The organism is Flavobacterium xueshanense, assembly GCF_900112975.1.
GTDB lineage: Bacteria > Bacteroidota > Bacteroidia > Flavobacteriales > Flavobacteriaceae > Flavobacterium > Flavobacterium xueshanense.
Genome location: NZ_FONQ01000014.1, coordinates 64,479 through 88,652 on the forward strand (window position 1 = coordinate 64,479; position 24,174 = coordinate 88,652).

The 24,174-nt window shown below is 34.2% G+C and carries 18 protein-coding genes; 6 read left to right on the forward strand and 12 right to left on the reverse strand.

From position 1 onward, the window contains the following. Window positions 1–43: 43 nt before the first annotated feature. The 4 genes from BMZ76_RS12585 to BMZ76_RS12600 form a co-directional block, all read right to left on the reverse strand. Entirely contained in the window at window positions 44–2,809 is a 2,766-nt protein-coding gene (locus tag BMZ76_RS12585; RefSeq protein ID WP_091207175.1) for a PD-(D/E)XK nuclease family protein, read from the reverse strand. 63 nt (window positions 2,810–2,872) lie between these two features. Then, the gene (locus tag BMZ76_RS12590; protein WP_091207178.1) at window positions 2,873–4,306 is read right to left on the reverse strand and encodes an OmpA family protein; all 1,434 of its coding nucleotides are present in this window, start codon (window positions 4,304–4,306) and stop codon (window positions 2,873–2,875) included. Window positions 4,307–4,418: 112 nt separating this feature from the next. Further along, window positions 4,419–5,612, reverse strand: a complete 1,194-nt coding sequence (kbl, locus tag BMZ76_RS12595) for a glycine C-acetyltransferase (protein ID WP_091207181.1) — start codon at window positions 5,610–5,612, stop codon at window positions 4,419–4,421. A gap of 48 nt (window positions 5,613–5,660) precedes the next feature. Next, on the reverse strand, window positions 5,661–9,413 hold the full coding sequence (locus BMZ76_RS12600; RefSeq protein ID WP_244281813.1) for a UvrD-helicase domain-containing protein: 3,753 nt from the start codon (window positions 9,411–9,413) through the stop codon (window positions 5,661–5,663). A gap of 252 nt (window positions 9,414–9,665) precedes the next feature. Between BMZ76_RS12600 and rbfA the strand changes: the two genes are divergently transcribed. Then, window positions 9,666–10,058, forward strand: coding sequence for a 30S ribosome-binding factor RbfA (gene rbfA / locus BMZ76_RS12605; RefSeq protein WP_035669309.1), 393 nt, complete (start codon window positions 9,666–9,668; stop codon window positions 10,056–10,058). A 3-nt stretch (window positions 10,059–10,061) separates the two neighbouring features. Then, window positions 10,062–11,261: an ABC transporter permease gene (locus BMZ76_RS12610; protein ID WP_091207186.1), complete on the forward strand. Its 1,200-nt coding sequence runs from the start codon at window positions 10,062–10,064 to the stop codon at window positions 11,259–11,261. An 89-nt stretch (window positions 11,262–11,350) separates the two neighbouring features. Here BMZ76_RS12610 and dusB read toward each other — a convergent pair whose 3' ends face one another. Genes dusB through BMZ76_RS12625 form a run of 3 tightly spaced genes read right to left on the reverse strand, consistent with a single transcriptional unit; the run spans window position 11,351 to window position 14,408 of the window. Beyond that, on the reverse strand, window positions 11,351–12,343 hold the full coding sequence (gene dusB / locus BMZ76_RS12615) for a tRNA dihydrouridine synthase DusB (RefSeq protein WP_091207191.1): 993 nt from the start codon (window positions 12,341–12,343) through the stop codon (window positions 11,351–11,353). Window positions 12,344–12,382: 39 nt separating this feature from the next. Beyond that, a complete protein-coding gene (locus BMZ76_RS12620) occupies window positions 12,383–13,150 on the reverse strand; it encodes a TIGR03915 family putative DNA repair protein (protein ID WP_091207194.1) in 768 nt (255 codons plus the stop codon). Then, complete coding sequence (locus BMZ76_RS12625) at window positions 13,128–14,408, reverse strand: putative DNA modification/repair radical SAM protein (protein WP_091207197.1); 1,281 nt, start codon at window positions 14,406–14,408, stop codon at window positions 13,128–13,130. Before BMZ76_RS12625 ends, BMZ76_RS12620 begins: the two co-directional genes overlap by 23 nt. 242 nt (window positions 14,409–14,650) lie before the next feature. Between BMZ76_RS12625 and lepA the strand changes: the two genes are divergently transcribed. Beyond that, window positions 14,651–16,447, forward strand: coding sequence for a translation elongation factor 4 (gene lepA, locus BMZ76_RS12630; RefSeq protein ID WP_091207200.1), 1,797 nt, complete (start codon window positions 14,651–14,653; stop codon window positions 16,445–16,447). Window positions 16,448–16,547: 100 nt separating this feature from the next. Here the strand turns inward: lepA and BMZ76_RS12635 are convergent, their stop codons facing one another. Next, entirely contained in the window at window positions 16,548–17,480 is a 933-nt protein-coding gene (locus tag BMZ76_RS12635; protein ID WP_091207236.1) for a 1-phosphofructokinase family hexose kinase, read from the reverse strand. A gap of 105 nt (window positions 17,481–17,585) precedes the next feature. Between BMZ76_RS12635 and thiL the strand changes: the two genes are divergently transcribed. After that, complete coding sequence (thiL, locus tag BMZ76_RS12640) at window positions 17,586–18,632, forward strand: thiamine-phosphate kinase (protein ID WP_091207204.1); 1,047 nt, start codon at window positions 17,586–17,588, stop codon at window positions 18,630–18,632. Window positions 18,633–18,693: 61 nt separating this feature from the next. Here the strand turns inward: thiL and BMZ76_RS12645 are convergent, their stop codons facing one another. The 4 genes from BMZ76_RS12645 to BMZ76_RS12660 form a co-directional block, all read right to left on the reverse strand. Next, window positions 18,694–19,389 carry a response regulator gene (locus tag BMZ76_RS12645; RefSeq protein WP_091207208.1) on the reverse strand — a complete coding sequence of 232 codons (696 nt, stop codon included), beginning with the start codon at window positions 19,387–19,389 and terminating at the stop codon, window positions 18,694–18,696. Between the two features lie 32 nt (window positions 19,390–19,421). After that, on the reverse strand, window positions 19,422–21,437 hold the full coding sequence (locus BMZ76_RS12650) for a tetratricopeptide repeat-containing sensor histidine kinase (protein WP_244281811.1): 2,016 nt from the start codon (window positions 21,435–21,437) through the stop codon (window positions 19,422–19,424). 104 nt (window positions 21,438–21,541) lie between these two features. Then, window positions 21,542–21,784: a 3-oxoacyl-ACP reductase gene (locus BMZ76_RS12655; protein ID WP_091207213.1), complete on the reverse strand. Its 243-nt coding sequence runs from the start codon at window positions 21,782–21,784 to the stop codon at window positions 21,542–21,544. A 176-nt stretch (window positions 21,785–21,960) separates the two neighbouring features. Further along, window positions 21,961–22,773, reverse strand: a complete 813-nt coding sequence (locus BMZ76_RS12660; RefSeq protein WP_091207216.1) for a LytR/AlgR family response regulator transcription factor — start codon at window positions 22,771–22,773, stop codon at window positions 21,961–21,963. A gap of 484 nt (window positions 22,774–23,257) precedes the next feature. Here BMZ76_RS12660 and BMZ76_RS12665 point away from each other — a divergent pair, with 484 nt between their 5' ends. Together BMZ76_RS12665 and BMZ76_RS16210 are read left to right on the forward strand one after the other, a co-directional pair. Beyond that, window positions 23,258–23,794, forward strand: coding sequence for a DUF3575 domain-containing protein (locus BMZ76_RS12665; protein ID WP_091207242.1), 537 nt, complete (start codon window positions 23,258–23,260; stop codon window positions 23,792–23,794). An 83-nt stretch (window positions 23,795–23,877) separates the two neighbouring features. Continuing rightward, window positions 23,878–24,174 (forward strand): helix-turn-helix domain-containing protein (locus tag BMZ76_RS16210; RefSeq protein ID WP_244281812.1); only part of this gene is annotated, 297 nt, incomplete at its 3' end.

Sequence of the window (24,174 nt, forward strand, 5' to 3'; positions counted from 1 at the left end):
AAAACTCGAATATGTTCGCTAATTTTCTGATCGTGAATTCTATCTAAATTATTTTCTCTTTGAAAGGAATACTTTCATCTAAAATTTCACTCAATAAAAGGACCATTTGCTCCAGATAATTACTCAAAATTTGTTCATTTATAACTGAATTTATTTCTTTGTCTACTTTAAAATTAAACGGAAGAAAACCTGCTTTTAAATTCTTAAAAGAGATAATTCCCGCTTCAATTGGTTTTCCTTTCGCTTCGTGTTCATACATATAAGCATACGCGAGCACCTGAATGATTTTGTCGCTTTTAATATCTTCTGTTAATCCTTTCCAGGATTTCAACGTGACGCTTGCTTTTTCTACTTTTCCGGTTTTATAATCGATAATTCGAATGATTCCGTTACGTTCTTCAATACGATCCACATTACCTTTTATCAATACCGGAAAAGGCAAATTAGGATGTTGTAAGGGCCGCTCAAAAGTTTCTTCCAAAGCAATAATTTTTATTGCGTCGCCATTCTTGATGCTTTCCAATTCTACTTTCAGGAAATTCGAAACGTTTCTTTTGGCGACTTCAAACGCCAATAAATTTCTTCCTTTTTTGATTTCGCCTTCTTTGTAAACTAATTTAAATTGCTTTAAGACCTCAGCATCAATTTGTTTGAAACACTTTAAAATATCATTTTCGGAAATGAATTCACCAATGAAAGGCTCGTATAAAACCCTCAACGTTTCGTGGATAATGGTTCCCAAAGTATTTAAGGCAATATTTTCTTCGACTTCTTCAACTTCGCTGATGCGCAAAATTTTCTGGAAATAAAACTGAATCGGATTCCTAATATAACTCGTCAATGCCGATGGAGAAAATCCTTTTTCGGCAATTTCTTTCAGTCGCACCATCACACTTGCTGACTTTGGAATAACCATCGGTTGATACGCTGTTTCGGGTAAAACTGCATTGTAAATTTCGTGCGATAAAGTATGATTTTTTTGCTTTTCAACTTCCAGTTGCGTGATGAATCGGCTTTTTTCACCCGCATCCAAACCTTCACTTTCCGTATTATAAATTAAATAGATATTCTTCGCTCTTTGTAACAAATGATAAAAATGATAGGTATAAATGGCATCTTTTTCTTTGAATGTTGGCAAGCCCAATTCGCGTTTCACATCATACGGAATAAAAGAATTTTGTGATTTACCAGCCGGAAACTTGCCTTCATTCATCGAAGTGACAATAACGGTGTCAAAATCCAAAACACGGCTTTCTAACACTCCCATAATCTGCAGACCATTTAAAGGTTCTCCTTCAAAAGAAACTTCAGCCAAATCAATTACTTGTTTGTAAATGGCATAAAGCGTTTCTATTTTATCAATATTTAGGTGTTTCGAATAATAATTAATTAGTTTATTGATGACTTTGAAAATGGCAAAAACAAAAGACTTGGTGATTTTTTCTTCTTCGTTGTCGTTGCTTAAATTTTCTTTTATGGTTTGCAATAATTTAGAAATAGTCTGTAATACCGGAATTGAACCATTTTCCCATTTTTGGAACAACAACAGAAACAACTCACTTGGAACTACAGCTAATTCCATCAATTTATAATGGGTGATAAATGTGTAATTATTTTGATTAATGATCTTTACTAATACATTCGTATTTGCATAAGGCTCCACCAAAGGATGCGTCAATATATCCAAAACATCTTTGTAATACAACACATAACTTTTAGCATTTCTAGACAACGCATTCGTATGCATTTTAAACAATTTGGCAATCAAAATTTGGGCTGGATTGTTTTTGCTTGAATACCCCATAGTAATATTCAAAGCCCCAACAGTTGACGGTAAAGAATATAAAAGCGGCACCAAAAGATTTTCTTCACCAAGTACGATCGCCACTTTATCAAGTTTCCCTTCCGGATTTCCATTGATAACATTTTCGATAATACTTCCCGTGATTTTGGCCTGACCAATTGTTTTTGGCGTACCGATTACCTGAATGTTTTTAGTCTGCGAAAAATCATTGACAATCCATTCAAACGGATTCAGTTTATAATGCTTCCAACTCTCTTTAAAACGGCGTACAAAAAGTCCTGCATCATGATAGGGATCGTTGAGAAAGGTTTGATCTACATCCCAATATATTTTGGCCTGATCAGAAGCAATAAGGTGTTGAATTATTTTTTCTTCTGCGGCATTCAATGCATTAAAACCAGCAAAAACAAATTGTTTGTCTATGATAGAATTTGTAAAATGATTGAGATTTTTAACAGCCTCCCGATAAATGAGCCCTTGATATCCGATTCCTTTATTTAGCAAATGACCATAAAGGGATTGATAATAATTGGGAAGTAACTTCCAAAAATCAATATATTTCTCTAATAAGGCAGTTTTATTTTCGACTTCGATCCCCCATTTTTTGATATCCTCAATATCCTTCAGATACGAAAGTACATGAGATGGTTTTAATAAATAACGGTCTATTTCATTGAAGTCTTGTAATAGTGTTTTGGCCCAATTGGCAAACAATTCAAAGGACTGTTGGTTTGCTTTATCGGTAATAGACAAGTAAACATCGTAGAATTCAAATAATAATTCGATTGGATCTACAGTACGGATGTCAGCTATGTTTTGAACAAAATCTTCAATACTTATAATTTCGGGAGAAAGAATATTAGTGTTAACTTGATTTCTCAACGCTTCAATCAAAAATATTTTAGCTCGTTTGTTTGGTAAAACTATAATGGTATTCGAAAGATTCTCTGAATAATTTTCAATTAAAACCGAAGCTATTTTATCTAAAAAAGAAGTATTTGTCATTTTATAAAAATAAAAAAAACGCCCCGATAAATCGAGGCGTTTTCTAAAAATTTTTGAAGGAAATTATTTTTGCAAAATAACTTCTGTTCTTCTGTTTTTTGCTTTACCAGCAGCAGTTTTGTTTGTTTCAACCGGAGTTCCTTCACCAAAACCTACAGCATTTAAGTTTTCAGCTTTAATACCTCTTTCTAACAAAGCTTCTCTAACAACGTTAGCTCTATCTTCAGAAAGTTTTTGATTGAAAGCATCTGAACCATCACTATCAGTATGTCCTTCTACGCTGAATTTAGCGTTAGGATAATTTTTAAGAATATTTGCCATTGCATCTAATCTAGCTGGAACATCTCCAGCTTTGAAAGTAGCTTTACCTGAATTAAAATAGATTGCTCTAGCTTGAATTTTAAGATTGTCTAAAGCTTCAGTAGTTACTTCAGGACATCCTCTATTACTAGCTGGACCAGCTACAGTAGGACAATCGTCATCTTTATCTAAAACACCATCTCCATCAGTGTCTGGCCATGGACATCCACCGTTTTCTTTAGGACCTGCAACAGTAGGACATTTGTCATCTTTGTCAGCAATTCCATCACCGTCAGCATCAGGACAGCCATTTAATGCAGCTAAACCAAAAACTGTAGGACATGCATCATTTTTATCAGCAATTCCATCTCCATCAGTATCAGGACATCCGTTTAATGCAGCTAGACCAAAATCATTTGGACATTCGTCAGCACTATCTTGAATTCCGTCTCCATCAGTATCAGGACAACCGTTGAATTCTTTTAAACCAGCAACCTCAGGACAAGCATCATCTTTGTCATAAATTCCGTCACCATCAGTATCTTTACCACCAAATTTGAAGATAAGACCTGCTGAATGTTGGAAATGTGATGGAGCATCTGGAACACCAGCTGCATCTTCTCTATCTCCAAAAGATTTTTTGTACCTTGTTGCAAGTTCTAAACCTACATTATCAGTAAACCATAATGTCAAACCAGCACCTGGGTTTAAAGTTCCGTAGCTACTATCACCAAAGAAAGTATATCCTCCACCAATAGATAAAGAGGGATCAATTACTTTAGAACTAATCAAGTTCATAAAACTATATTTGATAGTTGCATCAACACCATAGTACATCAAATCTCCAGGATTAGATACTACATATCCACGAGAATCGCTTCCAACAGTTCCAGGTGCAAATTTTACGTACTTATCAATTTTGTTCACAGATCCAGACAAACCGAAAGAAAAATTATCACCTACGAATCTAGATACACTAAGGTAAGATACTGAAGGAAGGATGTTCCAATTGTCTTTAACAGCAAATGGTTGAGAAAAATGGCGATCTAGCCAATTATGTCCTCCACCAGCACTAGTTCTAGTGTCAACGGCATTAACTCCAAAAGAGATAGCCCAAGGATTGTTACTGTCTTGTGCGTGAGAGCTTAAACCCATCACCATCATCACAGCAACTAAAATTTTGTTAAGATGTTTCATACTTAATTTTTTTAATTACAATTTAGTTAATTACATACAAAAGTAGTACGTAAATTTTAAACTACAAAATGAATTGTTAAAAAAAACCTACAATCATGTTTAAAAGTGGGAATTATACAACATTTAACATTTTTCCAACCTCAATAAATGCGTTAATTGCCTTATCTAAATGCGTTATTGTGTGGGCTGCAGACAGTTGTACTCTAATTCTTGCTTTATCCTTAGGCACAACAGGAAAAAAGAAGCCTACAACAAAAATACCTCTTTTCAACAGCTCATTTGACATCGTTTGGGACAATTTCGCATCATAAAGCATTACCGGGACAATTGCTGAATCACCATCAATGATATCAAAACCTGCTTTTTTCATTCCCTGTTTGAAATAATTAATATTCCATTCTAATTGATCCCGTAAAACAGTATCTCTTTCTAATATTTCAAAAACTTTAATAGAAGCTCCTACAATTGCAGGTGCTAAAGAATTAGAGAATAAATACGGTCTGGAACGCTGACGCAATATTTCGATAATTTCTTTTTTAGCGGTGGTATAACCTCCCATTGCTCCTCCAAGTGCTTTTCCTAGTGTTCCGGTAATAATGTCAACTCTTCCCATTACACCTTTTGCCTCGAGCGTTCCTTTTCCATTTGCTCCAATAAATCCGGCAGCATGGCATTCGTCTACCATAACCATCGCGTCATATTTATCGGCCAAATCACAAATCTTATCCAACGGAGCTACAACACCGTCCATAGAGAAAACACCATCTGTAACAATTAATTTGAAACGAGTTCCTGCCTCAGTAGCTTTAATTAATTGTTGTTCCAAATCTTCCATATTGCTATTTTCATAACGATAACGAGCAGCTTTACACAAACGAACACCATCTATAATGGAAGCGTGATTTAAACTATCTGAAATTATCGCATCATTTTCTCCTAATAAGGGTTCGAAAACTCCACCGTTAGCATCAAAAGCGGCAGCATAAAGAATAGTATCTTCGGTTCCGTAAAATTCAGAAATCTTTTTCTCCAATGTTTTGTGAATATCCTGAGTTCCGCAAATAAAACGAACCGATGACATTCCGAAGCCATGAGTATCCAAAGCGTCTTTAGCAGCCTGAATCACTTCTGGGTGCGATGATAATCCAAGATAATTATTGGCACAAAAATTTAAAACAGTTTCTCCTGTAGAAATAGTGATTTCTGCTCCTTGAGGTGAAGTTATAATTCTTTCTTTTTTGAAAATTCCGTTATCTTCAATGGTTTGTAATTCTGCTTGAAGATGTTCTTTTATTTTTCCGTACATTTTTGATGTTTTTTAAAGTTCAATTTTGCGAATTATTCATTATTTAGGCTACAAATTTACTACATCGATTTCTTTTCCGATGTAAATAAGTACTTTTTTTGCCACTTTATAACCCATTAACTCAATTGCTGTTTGATAATTTTCCAATTGCTGTTGGTATTTCACATTATGTGTTCCTGTTTTATAATCCAGCAGCAAAACTTCTTTGTTTTTTGTTAAAACCATTCGGTCCGGTTTAATGCTTTTTCCTTGTTTTTGAATAATAGTTTGCTCATTCAAAACTTCATTCCCTTCGGCAAAACAAATTTCTAATTCACTGTGATTGACAATTTCCTGAATTGTATTCAAAACTGTTTCTTTTTGACCAAAAGTTATCAATCCGTTTTCAATAGACTTTGTAATTGCCAAATCAATATCGTTTTTCGTTTTGACAAAAGACAGAATTTCATGAATTACATTTCCATATTCAATAGCTTCCTGTTGATGAGTTCCCCACATTAATGCCTCTCGTTGCGCAATTTTTATATTCTTTGGATTTAGAATTTCAGACACGAGAGGAATTGTTTTTGAAGTATCAATGTGTGGTTTTGCGGAAGATAATTTTGTTGCATTTCCAAATTCATATTCCAATTTATCTTCATCAAATTCACCTTTGTTATCCAAATAATTAATGAAAAAACTACACATATTATTCTTTGGAATTTCGCCTTTACTGGATAAATTCATATTCGAAATCACATACAACTGCTCTTCAGCTCTTGTCAAAGCCACATACAAAACATTGACATTATCCAATAATTCTTCCTGCTTTTTTTGATTGTAAATCTCAACCGCTTCCTCGCCAAATCCTTCTACCGCACTGCTGTTATCAATTAAAACTTTAGGCAAACCGAAATCCTGTTCTTCAGCATTCAGCCATAATTTGTCTTTCGGTTTTCTGTTGTAATCCTCCTCGGCAAAAGGAAAAATCACGACTGGAAATTCCAATCCTTTCGATTTATGAATTGTCATAATCCGAACGGCATTAGTCCCTTCCGGCGAAGGAATACTGAATTTCTCGGCATTTTTATCCCAGAAATTCAAGAAATCAGATATTCCTGCTTGGTTTCGAATGTCCCGCTCGAGAACGATGTCCAGAAAATATTGGACGTAAGCATTCCCCTCCCCAACCCTCCCCGAAGGGGAGGGAGCAATAACTGGAGAACTGGAATTTAGAAAAGTTTCTTGTAGAATTAACTCTTCTTTTATTTTATTCAAAACATCTGAAATACTCTTTACAACTTGCTCATTTGTAAATCGAATGACTTTATACCCTAATATATTTAAAGTGTTTGTTCTATTTTTATCAATTTGAATTTGCTCTTCAGTAAAATGGTATTCGTCATCTACTTCAACAATTAGTTTTTTTGACAAACAAACAAAATCAACAATAAAATCATCAATGAGATGTTGCTGCCTGAATTTATAATCTTCTAATGATTTAGATTTAAACTCCATCCAAAGAACTTTCTCCGCATGTGTTGGTTCTTTCCTCATCGCTTTAGCCTTATCGATTGAAAGATGAGAATAATTTCCGCCCGTCATGTATCCAAATTTATTTGATTCAATAAAACAGGCTTTATCCATCTGATTAACTACTAAGTCTCCCTTTCCTTTGGAGAGGACCGGGAAGAGGAACTTTGCTATTATAGTTTCAACCGCTTCGTACAATGATTTTTTTCGAATGTTTTGAAATGAAAGCGAAACTTCAAAACTCATCAACCAATTTTCGAATTCAGTTTCCTGAAATAATGCCATTCCTTGAGCAATAAAATCGTGAATCAGTAATTTATCCTGACTGTTTTGCGCTAAATATTGAAGAAAGTTTGCTTTAGATTCTAAGTCAGAACTGTTTTTCAAGTACTTTAATAAATGAATAATCAATCGAACTTCAGTAGCATTTTGAATCATCAATGTTTCCGATGACAAAAGTGGAATTCCTTGCTCGGTCAGATAATTCGCAATCGCAATTCCTTGGCTTCGTTTCCGAGTCAGAATCACAATATCTTTGTACTGAAAGCCTTGTTTTAATGTTTTTTGAATCGTATTTAAAGTTGCTAAAACATATAAATCGGTTTTATCAATCGTTCCTTCATCACCCGAATCTTCGGAATTACACTCTGTTTTCTCCACTTTTGGAATGAAAGAAATATTTACGTAGCCACCGGTTTTATCATTGGTTTTTTGATGGCTGTGATTTTCGTATAAATCTTTATAATCCAAATGTTCAAATTCATTAGACAACAGTTTAAAAAAATCATTGTTGAATTCGATTATCTGTGAATAAGAGCGGTAATTTTTATCTAAATGTTCGAGTCTTTTATCTGGATTATTGAACGGATTTTGGTCTTTACTTAATTCAATAAACTGTTCCGCTTTTCCACCTCGCCATCTGTAAATAGATTGTTTTGGGTCGCCCACAATCATCAAAGTTCCCTTTACTCCAAAATCATCCTGACCCGAAAGCGCATTATCAATCAGCGGAATCAGGTTTTGCCATTGCATTTCGGAAGTATCCTGAAATTCATCTATAAAAAAATGACGGTAACGCTCGCCCAATCGTTCGTATATAAAAGGAGCTGGTTGGTTTTGAATTTCGCGATGGATAATCGCATTAAATTCTGAAATGGAAAGTACATTTTGTTCCTCCTGAATTTTGGCCAATTCATTACTCACCGTATTTAGCAATGATAAAGGCGTAATGTTTTTGAGGAATGCTTTATAGAAATTTATCTTTTCGAAAGCTGAATAAACTTTAGTCAGAATTTGCAAAAATTCAGGAATCAAATTCTCAATAATCACTCGATCTTTGGCTGTTTTATTGATTGCTACATCATCAAACTCATGAAAAGTTTTATTCTTGAGATTGAATTTCCCTTGCTGAATACTATTGATATGATTTGGAAAAGTGCCTCTGGAAAAGGATTTTACATCAATCCCGTTTTTATCGATTAAAGTCAAGGCTTCTTCTGCAAAAACAATGGTTTGCTTTTCTAAATCTTTGCAGGCTTGAGTTAATTTGGCTTTAATTTCGACAAACTCAGTGATGGATTTATCTTGAAAATGCGTGATTTCGTTTCGATTATTTTCATTAAGAACCAAGCGACCGGTTTCGAGAATTTCACGGGAAATATCCCAAGATTTATCGTCATCGGTTTTTTCCATCGTGAAATCAATGAGTAATTTAGTCAATGTTTCATCTTCTCCGGCTTGCGCGATGATGGCATCGACGGCTTCAATCAATAAATTTTCAGTATCTAAAGTGACTTCAAAAGTCATTGGTAAATTCAAATCGTGCGCAAAAGCCCGAATGACTTTATGCGTAAATTTATCAATGGTCGAAATATCAAAAGCGGCATAATTATGAATAATATGCTTAATGATTTGCTGTGATTTGGTTTTGATTTGGATAATAGAAAGTCCTATTGGTTCTTCACTCCATTCTTCAGGATTATTTTCTTTCCGTTTTCCGTTCAACAAATCCTTCATTAAATCCTGCGCTTTATCGCTGGGTTCATCTTTGGCAAATTCGGATAAACTACCTACGATTCGGCTTTTCATTTCGTGTACCGCTTTGTTGGTAAACGTAATGGCGAGAATATTGCGGTAGGCATCATTTTTGGGCGCGACAAGGATAATTTTCAGGTATTCTTTGACAAGCGCATACGTTTTTCCGGAACCTGCCGATGCGTCGTATATGGAGAATGAAGGTCTCCCCTCACCAGCCCTCTTCGAAGGAGAAGGAGCCGAAACTGGATTTATTTTATGTTCCAAATTGATGTTTTTTATACATTACGATTTTTTATTTTTTGATTTAGAATTAGCGTCCATATTTCCCAAATCGCCTAGCCCTGATGGAAACGGCATCCTTTTTATAAGGTGATTTTTCATCACCTTATAAAAAGATAGAGTGAACAGCAGGAAATAGCTCCTAAAAATACGTGTATTAATAGGTTACTTTTAAAATTTGTCCCGAAACTTCAGGATAAAACTTAAAAGTAGTATTTTTGCAGCATGGAAACAAATAGACAGAAAAAAATAGGCGGGGTGATCCAAAAAGATTTGGTTGATATTCTGCAAGGTGAAGTGAGAAAAAACGGAGTGGCAAATTTAGTCATTTCGGTATCCAAGGTTACGGTTACTACAGATTTATCAGTGGCTACAGTGCATTTAAGCGTTTTTCCTCAGGACAAAGCCAAAGAAATTTTAGAGGCGGTGAAGTCCAATGCCAAAAATATAAAACATGATTTATCGCAACGCGTTCGTTTGCAATTAAGAAAAGTTCCAAATTTGGTTTTCTTTATTGACGACTCTTTGGACTATATTGAAAAAATTGACAATGCGTTAGCAAACAGAGACAATCCTATAGAAAACAGAGATCTTTTGGACAAACGCCGATTTCAATAAAATTTGAATTTCCCTCTATACATAGCCAAGCGCTACATTCTTAGCAATAGTAAAAATAATGCTATCAATATCATCAATCGTATTGCCAGTTTAGGAATTATTGTTGGTGCAATGGCGTTGTTTGTGGTTTTATCTGTTTTTAGCGGGTTAAAAGTTTTTAGTCTTTCGTTTACAAATGACATTGATCCCGACCTGAAAATAAGCAGCACTTTAGGAAAATCCTTTTTAATTGCTCCAGGTCAGGAAAGCCAAATTAAGAAAATTGATGGATTAGCTTCGTATACTAAAATTATTGAAGAACGTGTTTTATTCACTTTTGACGGAAAACAAGAAGTTACGTACTTAAAAGGTGTTGATGCTAATTTTAGCAAAGTAAATGCTATTGAAACAAAACTTTTCAATGGACTATGGCTTGAGCCAGATACGTATCAGGTGGTTGTGGGTTACGGAATTGCTCAGAAATTTTCGATGGGATTATTGGATTTTAATCGTCAGTTGGAAGTTTTAGTTCCAAGACCCGGAAAAGGCGCTATTGAAAATCCAGAACAAGCTTTTAATAAAACGGATCTAATTCCTGTTGGGATTTACGCCATCAGCGAAGATTTAGATTCGAAATACGTTTTTGCCGATTTAGGTTTAGCGCAAGAATTATTGGAATACAAAACCAATCAAGTTTCCGGGATTGAAATCAAGACGAAGATCGATGCTAACGAAAATGCAATTACAGCCGAACTTCAAACTATTTTCAACAATAAAATCACCGTAAAAAATAGGGCGCAACTCAACGAATCGCTTTATAAAATGTTGAATACCGAGAATATTGCCGTGTATTTAATCTTTACTTTGGTGATTGTTGTGGCGCTATTCAACTTGATTGGCGCGTTAATTATGATGATTTTAGACAAAAAAGGAAACCTAAAAACCCTTTTTAATCTGGGAACTGAAATCAAAGATTTGCGAAAAATATTCCTGCTTCAAGGTACTTTATTAAGTGTTTTTGGTGGAATTATTGGCTTAGTTTTAGGAATAATAATTGTTTTGCTGCAAGAATATTTTCAACTTATTATGATTACTCCTACACTGGCGTATCCCGTGATTTTTTCTCTTGAAAATGTACTAATTGTTATGGGAACAATTGTTACGCTTGGTTTTATTGCTTCGCTGATTGCGAGTAGCCGCGTGAGTAAAAAGTTATTGGAATAAGATTTCCCATTTAAAATAAAACACGAATTCCACCAATTTACACGAATCATTTTGTGCAAATTAGTGGAATTCGTGTTTAAATTAATTAGCTAAACAACCTCATATCCCGCATACGTTTCTTCGATTTCATTCAAAGCGGCGAACAACTCTTCCGGTCGGTCTAGGGTTACCAATTGTTGCTTGTGCGTTTTAAAAGAATGAATTCCTTTGAAATAATTGGTATAATGAGGGCGCGTTTCTACAATTCCTAGTCGTTCACCTTTCCATTCCATTGCCCAAGTGAGATGATTTCGCACTGCTTCTACTCTATCGATCACGGTGGGTTTTGGCAAATGATCCCCAGTTTTGAAGTAATGTTTGATTTCGTCAAAAATCCAAGGATAACCAATCGCAGCGCGACCAATCATAATTCCGTCAATACCGTATTCATTTTTATATTGTAATGCTTTTTCCGGAGAATCAATATCGCCATTACCAAAAATAGGCATCGTGATTCTGGGATTATTTTTTACTCTAGCGATGTGAGACCAATCGGAATGCCCTTTATACATTTGGGCACGTGTTCTCGCGTGTATGCTTAAAGCAGCAACACCAATATCTTGCAGACGCTCTGCAACCTCATCGATATTGATGGAATTATCGTCCCAACCCAATCGGGTTTTTACCGTTACTGGCAAATGAGTACTGTTAATAACAGCCTTAGTCAGACGAATCATCAAATCGACATCTTTAAGAACTCCGGCGCCAGCACCTTTACAAACGACTTTTTTGACAGGGCAGCCAAAATTAATATCAATTATATCCGGGTTTACAGTAGAAACAATTTTAGACGACATTGCCATGGCTTCCTCGTCCCCTCCAAAAATCTGGATTCCAACTGGACGTTCGTAATCGAAGATGTCTAATTTCATTCGGCTTTTGATAGCGTCACGAATCAATCCTTCAGAAGAAATAAATTCTGAATACATCATATCGGCACCATGCATTTTACACAATCTACGAAACGGAGGATCGCTCACATCTTCCATAGGTGCAAGAAGTAGCGGGAAATCTGGTAATTCTATGTTGCCGATTTTTATCAAGGGAATTTTTTTTGCAAAAATACGGAAATGTTTGTAAGTCTAAAACATTTTCTTTTCGGTTAGGTATTTCCAATAGCGTTTTGGAACATGCTGTACGTGAAGCTTGGTGTTTTTTCGTTCTTTTATGCTGGTATGGTCAAAATATTCCCACCACAGTTTCTGATAATTAATTTCTGTGTCCGAAAAAACTTGATTGTTTTTATCGTCTAATGATTTAATGTCTAAATCCATCATCACAATTTCGACCTCTTTTAAATCGTAATACACACCATATTTACGTCGTAAATCATAAATAATCCATTTTTGATCTTGATAACGATTTTTAAAATGCCTGATAATCAAGGTCAAAACATCGAAATCGGGATCAATTTTGGCAAAATAAATGCCGTCTTTCAATTGCTCGAATCTAATGAATGCTTCCATTCGGTGCTTTTCGCGCCCCACATTTTTGGTTAGTTGAGAAATTTGCAACACACTTTCATTTGCAAAATCCTTCATAATATTTATAGAAGGATTTTGAACCGCATAATTTATGACATCAAAAATCACATCTTCAACACCAATTTTTTCAGACAGAAAGGCATAAATAACACAGCGAACACCATCATTACCAATTTGTGCGTTGAGCTTTTTAATAACCCGATCGGATTTAGAAATATCGGTAATGATTTCTATTTTTTCAGCGAATAAATTGTGCTGTAGATCGTCTTTTTTACTGATTTTTGGGTTTGGATATTTGAATTCAAAGATTTCAAAAATTGCAGTAAATAAACCCTCAAAAGTATTATCGTAGGAAAGTTGTGTCATTGAGTAATGATAATTGATTATCAAACGGTTTCTCAAATTTTGATTTCATATCACTGAGAATAATTTCCTTTAAATTCAGGGCATTCAAAAATTTTAAATGGGTATTTTCGTTGCTTACGGATATGAAATATTTTGCTCGGTTTATCGATACACCTATTTTTTTAAGATGTTCCATCGTAAGATTTTGGAATCGTCTGGCATGAACAATTTTATGTGCCGATTTTACTCCTATACCCGGAACACGAAGAATCATTTCAAGCGGTGCATTTTGAATAATTACTGGAAATTGAGTGATGTTCCGAAGAGCCCATCCCATTTTTGGATCGACTTCTAAATCGAGAAATGGATTATTTTTTTCCAGAATTTCATTGGCTTTAAACCCGTAAAAACGCATGAGCCAATCGGCTTGATACAATCTGTTTTCACGTACCAACGGAACTTGAGCACCAATGGCTGGCAATCGTGCGTCATTGGAAACTGGAACATAACCAGAATAATAGACTCGTTTTAGGTTAAAATTATTGTAAAAATGATCGGCAACCTGAATGATTTGAAAATCATTTTCTTGCGTTGCCCCAACAATTACTTGTGTACTTTGTCCAGCTGGAGCAAATTTTGGCGTGCTTTTAAATTTTTTCTTTTCTTCCTTGTATTGAATGAGTTCATTTTTTACAAAACGCATCGGCTTAATCATGTCCTGATGATTTTTATCTGGCGCCAATAATTTTAATCCAGATTCAGTAGGAATTTCTAAATTCATACTCAACCTATCTGCGTATAATCCGGCCTCGCGCATTATTTCATCAGAAGCCCCAGGAATACTTTTCAGGTGGATATAGCCATTAAAATTGTGTTCCAATCTTAATTTTTTGGCCACACGAACCAGACGTTCCATGGTGTAATCGGCATTTTTAAAAATTCCTGAACTTAAAAAAAGACCTTCAATATAATTTCTTCTGTAAAAATTGATGGTTAAATCAACCACTTCTTCTACAGTAAAAGCGGCTCGCTGAATGTCATTACTTTTTCGAGTGACACAATAAGCACAATCGTAAATACAAAAATTGGTCAGTAATATTTTCAGCAAGGAAACACATCGTCCATCTTCTGTATAAGTATGACAAATTCCCGAAGCCGATGAATCGCCAAGTCCTTTATTGGTGTTTTTTCGATTCCCGCCACTTGAGGAACACGACACATCATATTTTGCTGCATCTGCCAGAATTTCTAATTTTTCTTTGATTTTATCGTAATCCACAATACCGTTTTCTTTCTTTTATTCGAACAAAAGTACAGCTAATAATAATTGTAAAACAGCTATTTAACATTTTTGTATTCTTATAAAAACCTTCTTTTGGACGGCAAAATATTTAAAGAAATTGTGAAAAGTTTGCTTTATATTTGCAAACTCAAAGCAGGGTTTAGAAAGCCTTGGATAAATAGAAAAAAGAAGATGATATGTTATGCATTTCATATTTTCAAAAAACAATACCATAAGATATGAAACACATACGTAATTTTTGCATTATTGCACATATTGATCACGGGAAAAGTACGCTTGCTGACCGATTATTAGGTGCTACACAAACTGTTACTGCTCGTGAAGAAAAAGCGCAATTGCTGGATAACATGGACTTGGAGCGCGAGCGTGGGATTACCATAAAGAGTCACGCGATTCAGATGGAATACACCTATAAAGGGCAAGAATACATCCTGAATTTAATTGACACTCCCGGACACGTGGACTTTTCGTACGAGGTTTCTCGTTCGATTGCAGCTTGTGAAGGCGCACTTTTGATTGTAGATGCAGCGCAAAGTATTCAGGCACAAACGATTTCGAATTTATATTTGGCTTTGGAGAATGACTTGGAGATTATTCCAGTTTTGAATAAAGTGGATTTACCAAGTGCCAATCCGGAGGAAGTAAGTGATGATATTATTGATTTACTTGGCTGTAAATTGGAGGATATTATTCACGCTTCAGGTAAAACGGGTTTTGGTGTAGAAAATATTCTGGCAGCAATTATAGAAAAAATTCCGCCTCCATCAGGAAGTATTGACGAGCCGTTACAAGCATTAATTTTTGACTCGCATTACAATCCGTTTCGAGGAATTGAAGTTATTTTTCGTGTAAAAAACGGACAGATTAAAAAAGGTCAGAAGATAAAATTCATGGCTACCGGAAATGAATATTTTGCCGATGAGATTGGTACTTTAAAATTAAACCAAGTTCCAAAACAAGTGATTTCAGCAGGTGATGTTGGGTACTTAATTTCTGGAATTAAAGAAGCAAAAGAAGTAAAAGTAGGAGATACGTTGACGGATGCAAAAACGCCAACAACGAATATAATTAAAGGTTTTGAAGATGTGAAACCAATGGTTTTTGCGGGTATTTATCCTGTGGATACCGAAGATTATGAGGAGTTGAGAAACTCTATGGAAAAACTACAGTTGAATGATGCTTCATTGGTGTTTTTACCGGAAAGTTCTGCAGCTTTGGGATTTGGTTTCCGTTGCGGTTTCTTAGGAATGTTGCACATGGAGATTATCCAAGAGCGTTTGGAGAGAGAGTTTAATATGACTGTTATTACTACCGTTCCCAATGTTTCGTATCTAGCTTACACCAAAAAAGATCCTACAACACCACTTATTGTAAATAATCCTTCGGACTTGCCGGAGCCTTCTCGTTTAGACCATGTGGAGGAACCTTTTATTAAGGCAACTATCATTACTAAATCTGATTACGTTGGAAATGTAATGAGTTTGTGTATCGAAAAACGTGGTTTGATTACCAATCAGACGTATTTGACTACAGAACGTGTAGAGTTGACTTTTGACATGCCTTTGGCAGAGATTGTATTTGACTTTTATGACCGTTTGAAAACCGTTTCTAAAGGATATGCCTCGTTTGATTATACGCCAATTGGATTGCGAACTTCTAATTTGGTTAAAGTGGACATTCTGTTGAACGCTACCATTGTTGATGCTTTATCATCCTTGATGCATGCCGATAATGCGTATTCTATTGGAAAAAAAATGTGTGAAAAACTAAAAGAATTAATTCCACGTCAGCAATTCGATATTCCTGTTCAAGCGGCGATTGGGGTAAAAGTGATTTCTCGCGAAACAATAAAAGCATTGCGTAAAGACGTTACCGCGAAATGTTATGGTGGAGATATTTCCCGTAAACGTAAATTATTGGAAAAACAGAAAAAAGGTAAAAAACGAATGAGACTAGTTGGAAATGTTGAGATTCCACAAGAAGCGTTTATGGCGGTTTTGAAATTGAATGACTAAAAATTATAGTAAATTCTGACCAGAGAAAAGCAAACTGGTGAAGCAATTTTAAATTATAAATGAAACCTGACGATGTAAAAATTATCAGGTTTTTTTGTTTTTATTTATCCTTCAACCAATCAAATAATCGTTTAGCATCTTCATATTTAAACAATTGAGTTCCTTCATTCATTGTTGCTGCCGAGCCGCAAGCCACTCCCCAACGGATAACTTCTTTAAGACTTTTATTTTGCGAAAGCGCCCAAACTATCCCACCCACCATACTGTCTCCAGCACCAACGGTACTTTTTTTGGCTACATTGGGAGCAGGAACAAACTGACAAGAATCTTTTGTAACCAAAACGGCGCCCTGTGGCCCGAGAGAAACGACAACAATTTCGGCGCCACCAATAGTAATGATTTGTTTTGCGGCTTCGTTTACTTCTTCCAGTTCCAATCGCTCCACGCCTATTAATTTTGCGAGTTCACCAACATTAGGTTTAATCATATAAACACCAACTTCTAGCGCTTTTTTTAATGCTTCGCCTGATGTATCTATAATTAACTTTGCATTTGATTTTTTGGCGATTTCTGCAATTTTTCGATAAAAATCCGTTGACAAGCCTTGATTTAAACTCCCGCTGGCTAACAAAAATTTTGGGCTTAAAGCAGTTATGGTTTCTAATATACTGTTGCTTTCTTCCTCCGAAATTTTTCCTCCAGTAAATCCGAATCGATATTGGGAATTGGTATTGTCATCCACAGCAACAAAACTTTCTCTAGTCCAACTCTGAACCTCAACTGCTTTATATGCTATCGATTCTTTACTAACCAATTCCTCAAGCATTTTACCTGTAGGTCCACCAGAAGTAAATACTGCTAGCGAAGTTCCTCCTAAACGCGAGATTGCCTTCGACACGTTTATTCCACCGCCACCGGCATCCAAGCGTGGTTCATCACAGCGTATTTTCTGTTCCGCAACCAAGCCTTTAAAGTGGGTGCTTTTATCCAAAGCTGGGTTGACTGTTATAGTAACGATATCAAATGATTTCATTTTGTCCGATTTAACTAAATTAAAGGTCGGATAAAATTCATAAAATTGGTACAAATCAAGGCGAATATTTCTTTGTATATTTGCAATCTGAAAACAAGAAAAAAAATGATTGAAGATAAAAACCCACAACGCACCAGTATTGCCCAATTAGGAGAATTTGGATTGATAGACCATTTGACAAAAAACTTTGAAATCAACCAGTCTTCTACTTTAAAGGGAATTGGGGATGACGCAGCCGTTTTGGATTTCAAAGATAAAAAGGTGGTTATCTCTACCGATTTACTCATTGAAGGCGTCCATTTTGATTTGGCATACATGCCGCTAAAACATTTAGGCTATAAAGCAGTCGTGGTCAATGTTTCGGACATATGCGCGATGAATGCCAAGCCAACTCAAATCACGGTTTCAGTTGCGGTGTCAAATCGTTTTCCTTTAGAAGCTTTAGACGAATTGTTTGCAGGAATTACGCATGCAGCTCATGAATATAATGTAGATGTTATAGGCGGTGATACGACTTCATCTCAAAAAGGATTAATCATTAGTATTACTGCTATTGGCGAAGCTAACGAAGAAGAAATCGTTTATAGAAATGGCGCAAAACAAACTGATTTATTAGTAGTTACCGGAGATATTGGAGCTGCTTACATGGGACTGCAAGTTTTAGAAAGAGAAAAGCAAGTTTTTAAGGTGAACCCAAATTCACAGCCTGATCTAGATGCATACACGTACTTAATTGAACGTCAGTTGAAGCCAGAAGCCAGAAAAGATGTTCGTACTTTATTGCACGCTTTAGAAATAAAACCAACTTCAATGATTGATATCTCGGATGGACTATCATCGGAAATTATGCATTTGTGCAAACAGTCCAAAGTAGGTTGTAATTTATATGAGGACAAATTACCAATAGATCCACAATTTATTAATGTGTGTGAAGAATTCAATATCGACAGTACAACCGTTGCGATAAACGGCGGGGAAGATTATGAATTGCTTTTCACTATTGCTATGGAGGATTTTGAAAAAATCAAAGGCAATCCAAATTTCACTATTATTGGTCACATGACACAAGAAAGCGAAGGGATTCATTTAGTTACTCGTGCCAACACCAAAATTGCGTTAAAAGCTCGCGGTTGGGATGCTTTGAGTGAATAAAGCACACATTAAACCAACAAAAAACGACACCTCTTAAGTGTCGTTTTTCTGTTTAAGAAATTTAAAAAAGTAAACCTTTGTTTTTAGCTTCTCGAATTAAGTCAATATCACTGCCGTCTTCTATTTTTAATAATTCTTTTAGTTTTAATTTTCTTTGTTCTATTGCACCCAAAGAAATTGGAATATATTGAGGAATCGTATTCAACTTAGTACCTTTTGATAAATGAAACAAAATTTGTTTATCAAATTGATCGATTTCGATTGCATCTTCCTCCGATTGGGATAACATTTTTAGAACCGATTGACTGTAATACTTTTCGTCTTTAATAACTTTATCAAAAGCAAAAAGTAATTCGTCAAATGTTAAATCATTTTTTATAACCAGTCCACTTGGGTTTATCGTATTGATAATTGTTTTAATCTTCAACAATTCTGTGTACATGGTTAGCAAAATGATTTTGCAGTTTGGCATATATTCAGATAATAGTTTCGCTAAATCCTCCCCAGAATAAATATTTTTTTCTTCAAAAGGAGGCATGCTAATATCCAAAAAAGCAATGTCAAATGCGGGAATATCTGGATTTGTAATAATCTGGTAAGCAGATTGACAATCTTTAGCTTTTGTTATAAAAAACTCAAATTCATCCGGATTATATCTGGTAATTGCATTTTTGTAACCTTCAATAATGAAAGGATGGTCGTCAACTATTAAAATTTTATTCTTCGTTGTTAATGTATCAACTGAATTAATCGCCATTTTTTGTGTAAGTTGTAGGTTTATTTTCTATTCTATTGGGCTGTAACGGTAATGATTGTTCCCTCACCTTTTGTCGATTTGATGTCAAACATTCCATCGCATTCCTTGGCTCGAAAAAGTATGTTTTGGAGGCCAATTCCTTTTTTGGCTGTTTTCACATTAAAACCAATGCCATCATCGGTGATTTTTAAAATTAAGTGGTCCGCTTCTTTTTTCAGTTCTATTTTAATGGTATTTGCATTGGCATATTTATTAATATTTTGGAGTGCTTCCTGCAAAATACGATATAAATTAATTTTTACCGAGTTACTCACCAATTCCCATTTTATCGCAGAATCAATATTAGAAATGAGTTTTGATTTATAAGTCTTTTTTTGGTCTTCAAATAAATTATCAACAATCGCAACGAAGTTATTAATTAATTCTGATTTTTCTCTATTCAGATCATGGGAAATCTCACGAATATCCTGCTCAATATTTTTTAATTCTGTTAAATAGTTGTTTCTTTTTTCAATAGCAGTCTCATCAACAACTTTATTTAAACTATCTAAGTTAATTCGTACTCCAAACATTCTACCCAATACTCCATCGTGCAATTCGCGTGCCACCCGCTTTTTCTCCTTAATCCTATTTATTTCGATTGTGTTTTGTTGTGAAATCATTAAATTATAAATCTCTTCATTGGCAATCTGCTGTTGCTGCTTGAATAACAATTCTCTGTTTTTTGCTTTTTGGGATTTGATTACAAATAACGACAGGCCTAACATCGTTAAGGCACTAAAACCAAATAACAGATTGCGGTTTTTGGTTTCTAAATCAGAGTTTTCATCTATTATTTTATCTGTTTCATATTCGATTCGAGAAAATTTCTCGCCCATTTTTCGCTCTGCTTTTTGGAGACTGTCGTTGATATGGATGTATTGTTTGGTGTATTCAGCTGCTTTTTGAGGCTCTATAATGGCCAACTGCTTAAGAGGAGCTAAAGCATTACGATAATTTTTAGAACTTCGGGCAGTTTGCAGCGCTTCTTTCGAGAACTGTATTGCTTTTACAGTATCCTTTTTAAAAGCAAAATATTCGGATAAATGTATTTTATTAGTGATAATTCCCGCTGTCAATCGCAAACTATCTCTCAATTTCAAGGATTGATAAAAAAGCTTAGGAAGTTGATCCCACTCTTTTAATTTAAATTCGGAATAAGCTAGATTATCCAATAACATGGCATATAATGAAGGCTTATCTGCAATTAAGTTTTTTTGCTCTAAGCCTTGTTTAAAATAAAGCTTAGCCTCTTTATGTTTATTCAAGTTTTGATATACAAATCCGATATTATTTAAAGAAGTCGCTCTAGATTGGAAAACTGAAGGAATGACTTTTTCATCAATATTAGCTAACGCCTTAGTATGAAATACTAGAGATTTATTATGCTCGTCTAACTGACTATTTATCACCCCTAAAAGATTATAGGACTCATAGATAACGTCATTCGCTTCTTTTCCTTTAATTGCGCTAAGAGCCTTAAAAACCTCTATTTCACTCCCTAGAAAATCACTTTCATTATACTTTAATAGAGCTTTATTTAGGCGGGTTTTGGCTACATTATAACCGTCATAATCCTTTAAATAAATTTTTTCCGCCCTAAAGTAATATATAAATGCTGTGTCAGAAATTCCCTGTGATGCATAATAATCCCCTAAATATGTAAATGCTTTTATAATATTGATAGTATCCTTTGTGTTTTCTGAATTTTTTAATATTACTTGCACCGTTTTTTTATATTCTTTCAAATTATCCATGTTATAATAACGGTTGGCAATTTTAAAAAGATTTATACGATTCAATGAATCATTAGGTTGTTTAATAATAATGGCGTATGCTTTCTGATTAAATTTTTTTCTATGGCTTTGTGATAAATTAAAGTCGTTTGCTAACGAAAAATAAATGGAAAGACTATCTATTGATGGATTTACATCTAGATTTACATCGTTTTTTTTATTACAACTAAAAAATAATAAAAAGAAGAATAATATATTGTAAAAATTTTTCAATAGCAATTTTGGACTTTATTCAAAAATACTAAAAAATTTGAAATAAAAAAAAGCTATCAAAGATTTGATAGCTAAAATATATAATTTGAGAAAGTATAATTTAATTAATCAACTTTTTTATTTCCTCCAGCTGATGTATTTCCAACTAAGTCTACTTTTTTATTACCTCCAGCTGATGTATTCCCAACTAAGTCTACTTTTTTATTACCTCCAGCTGATGTATTCCCAACTAATTCTACATTACCGTTATTATCTATTGTTACTACAGGATCAGTTTCCGGCGTTGTAAAAGAAGTTAATACCATTACTAAAGAGAATAATCCGATTGATAAAATTGCTTTTTTCATAATTTGGGTTTTTTATGTTGTTGTTTTGATTTATCTTATTTGGAAGCACAATTGATATGTGATTCTTCTGTAAAACTACACAGGCAACTTGATTTTTTCCTACAAAAAAAGACGTTTATGGTAGAATGCATCCGTTTGATAGTGGATGAATATCAAATTTGAGTACATAGCTGATTTTATATTTCTAAATAATTTCCGCTAGCAAATTCGGAGATAATAAGATCGATATTGATCTTGTATGATTTAGAAAAAGGAAGTTTTTCCGTACTATTTTTAATATAACAGAGAGCGTTTCCGCTATGAATTCTGGAAATATAATTACGGTTCACAATGTAACTATTATGAATTCTTATAAATGGATACGACAATGCTCCTTCAAAATGTTTCAATGTTTTAAAAGCAGTTATCATTTCTCCATTGTTTAGATAGATATCTGTTGAATTATTATCCGCCCGCAGATAACAAATGTCTGTTGCATCAATATAACGATAATCTCCATAAGACTTAATACACAATGTCAACGATTGGCCATGATTTATCGTTTGGGGTTGTGGGAGGAACGTTGGTTTTTCATCAAAAATTATAGGTTCATTCAAATCGACTTCACTTTCAACTTTTGACTTATTTAATTTTAATATCAATTTTACTAAATCGATTCTTAGCAGTGGCTTTATAAAATAATCGAAAACCTCATATTTTATAGCATGAAAGGCTAAATCTTTATTGCTGGTTGTAATAATAATTTTTGGGATAACTTTTAAATACCTGTGCAATTCATTGATAAGTGCCAAAGACAAATTACTGGCTGTATTATCAGGATCAATTTCGAGAAAAACTATTAGAGGAGTATGTTCTAAAATAAGATTTAGTCCATCAGTGTAATTATTTGCAGACGCCACAAAAGTAAGCTCTGAAAAACTATCAGCAATGCCTTTTGTTTTTAAAACACCTTCTTGATTGTCGTCAATAATAATGTACGAGTAATTCATCAATGGCTTCTCCTGGAATTATTAGGCATTAAATCTGATATTCAAAGCAAAACATACTTCAGATCATTAAATTACTATTGTGGTCTTGGGAAATTAATTATGTGAAAGCATGAAATATTAAACAAAAAACTCTTATTCAACATTCTAAAAATAAGCATTTAACCATTTTTCCCTTCAAGTTGTTAATATGTTTTAAACAAATGTTCACACATTAAGATGAAGTGCAAATATATCCGATAAAGAGCGTTATTTTTTATTTTCAAACCAGTTTAAAATAAATTTCATTTAGTAAACCATACCTAAAAAACATCACGTTATTATCACAAAAAATTTCCAATAGAAAAGCTGCGACTTATTTTATTGCTGACATAAAAATTAACGGTATTGATTGATTATTACTCTGTGCAAATTAGCCAGCAAAAAATTAAACGTAAAAAATACTTTTTTTACAAATTTATCTTACTTTTATAAAAAAACCAACACTATGAAAAAACTATTTGTATTAATTTGCTTAACTTCTTCTTTATTTGGTTTTAGCCAAGAAAAAGAAACAATCGATTTTAAAAGAAATGAATTAAAAGGAAATGCACTTTTATTGGTGATAGGCGCAGGTGAATTCACTTACGAGCGATTACTTAACGAAGAATCCGGAGTTGGAGTATCATTATTTTTTAATTATGATGATCAATTTTACACCAAATTTAGCCTGACTCCATTCTATCGTTTTTATTTCAGTAAAAAACCGGCGGCTGGTTTTTTTGTGGAAGGTTTTGGGATGCTGAATTCTTATGATAGCTATGTTTATAACAATAATTCATCCGATCCATACAATTCATATAATTCAAACATCGAAAACAGAACCGATTTTGCGCTTGGTTTTGGTCTGGGTTCTAAATGGATTAATAAAAAAGGATTTCTTTTTGAAATAAATGCAGGTGTTGGTAGAAACTTATTTAATAGTAACGATACTGATAATGAAATAGTAGGACGTGGCGGAATAACATTAGGTTATAGATTTTAAACAAAAAAGCTTCTCAATCGAGAAGCTTTTTTTTAATATTATGTCCCGTCCTGAAATAGGTTGTCACTCAAACAACTTAATTTATGGAATCACAATCCCCGCAAAGACAAAAACGTAGTCAACGAGATTACAGCCTAGCTTTTAAATTACAAGTAGTTGCCGAAGTAGAAAAAGGCGAGTTAACCTATAAACAAGCTCAAAAAAAGTATGGAATTCAAGGTAGAAGCACTGTTTTGGTTTGGATGCGAAAACATAGTATCTTAGATTGGAAAGAATTACCATCTATGTCACAAAAGAATACTCCAGAACAACGAATAAAAGAGCTAGAATCACTACTTTCTAAGGAAAAAGAAAAAGTACATGTCTTAAATGTTGCTATA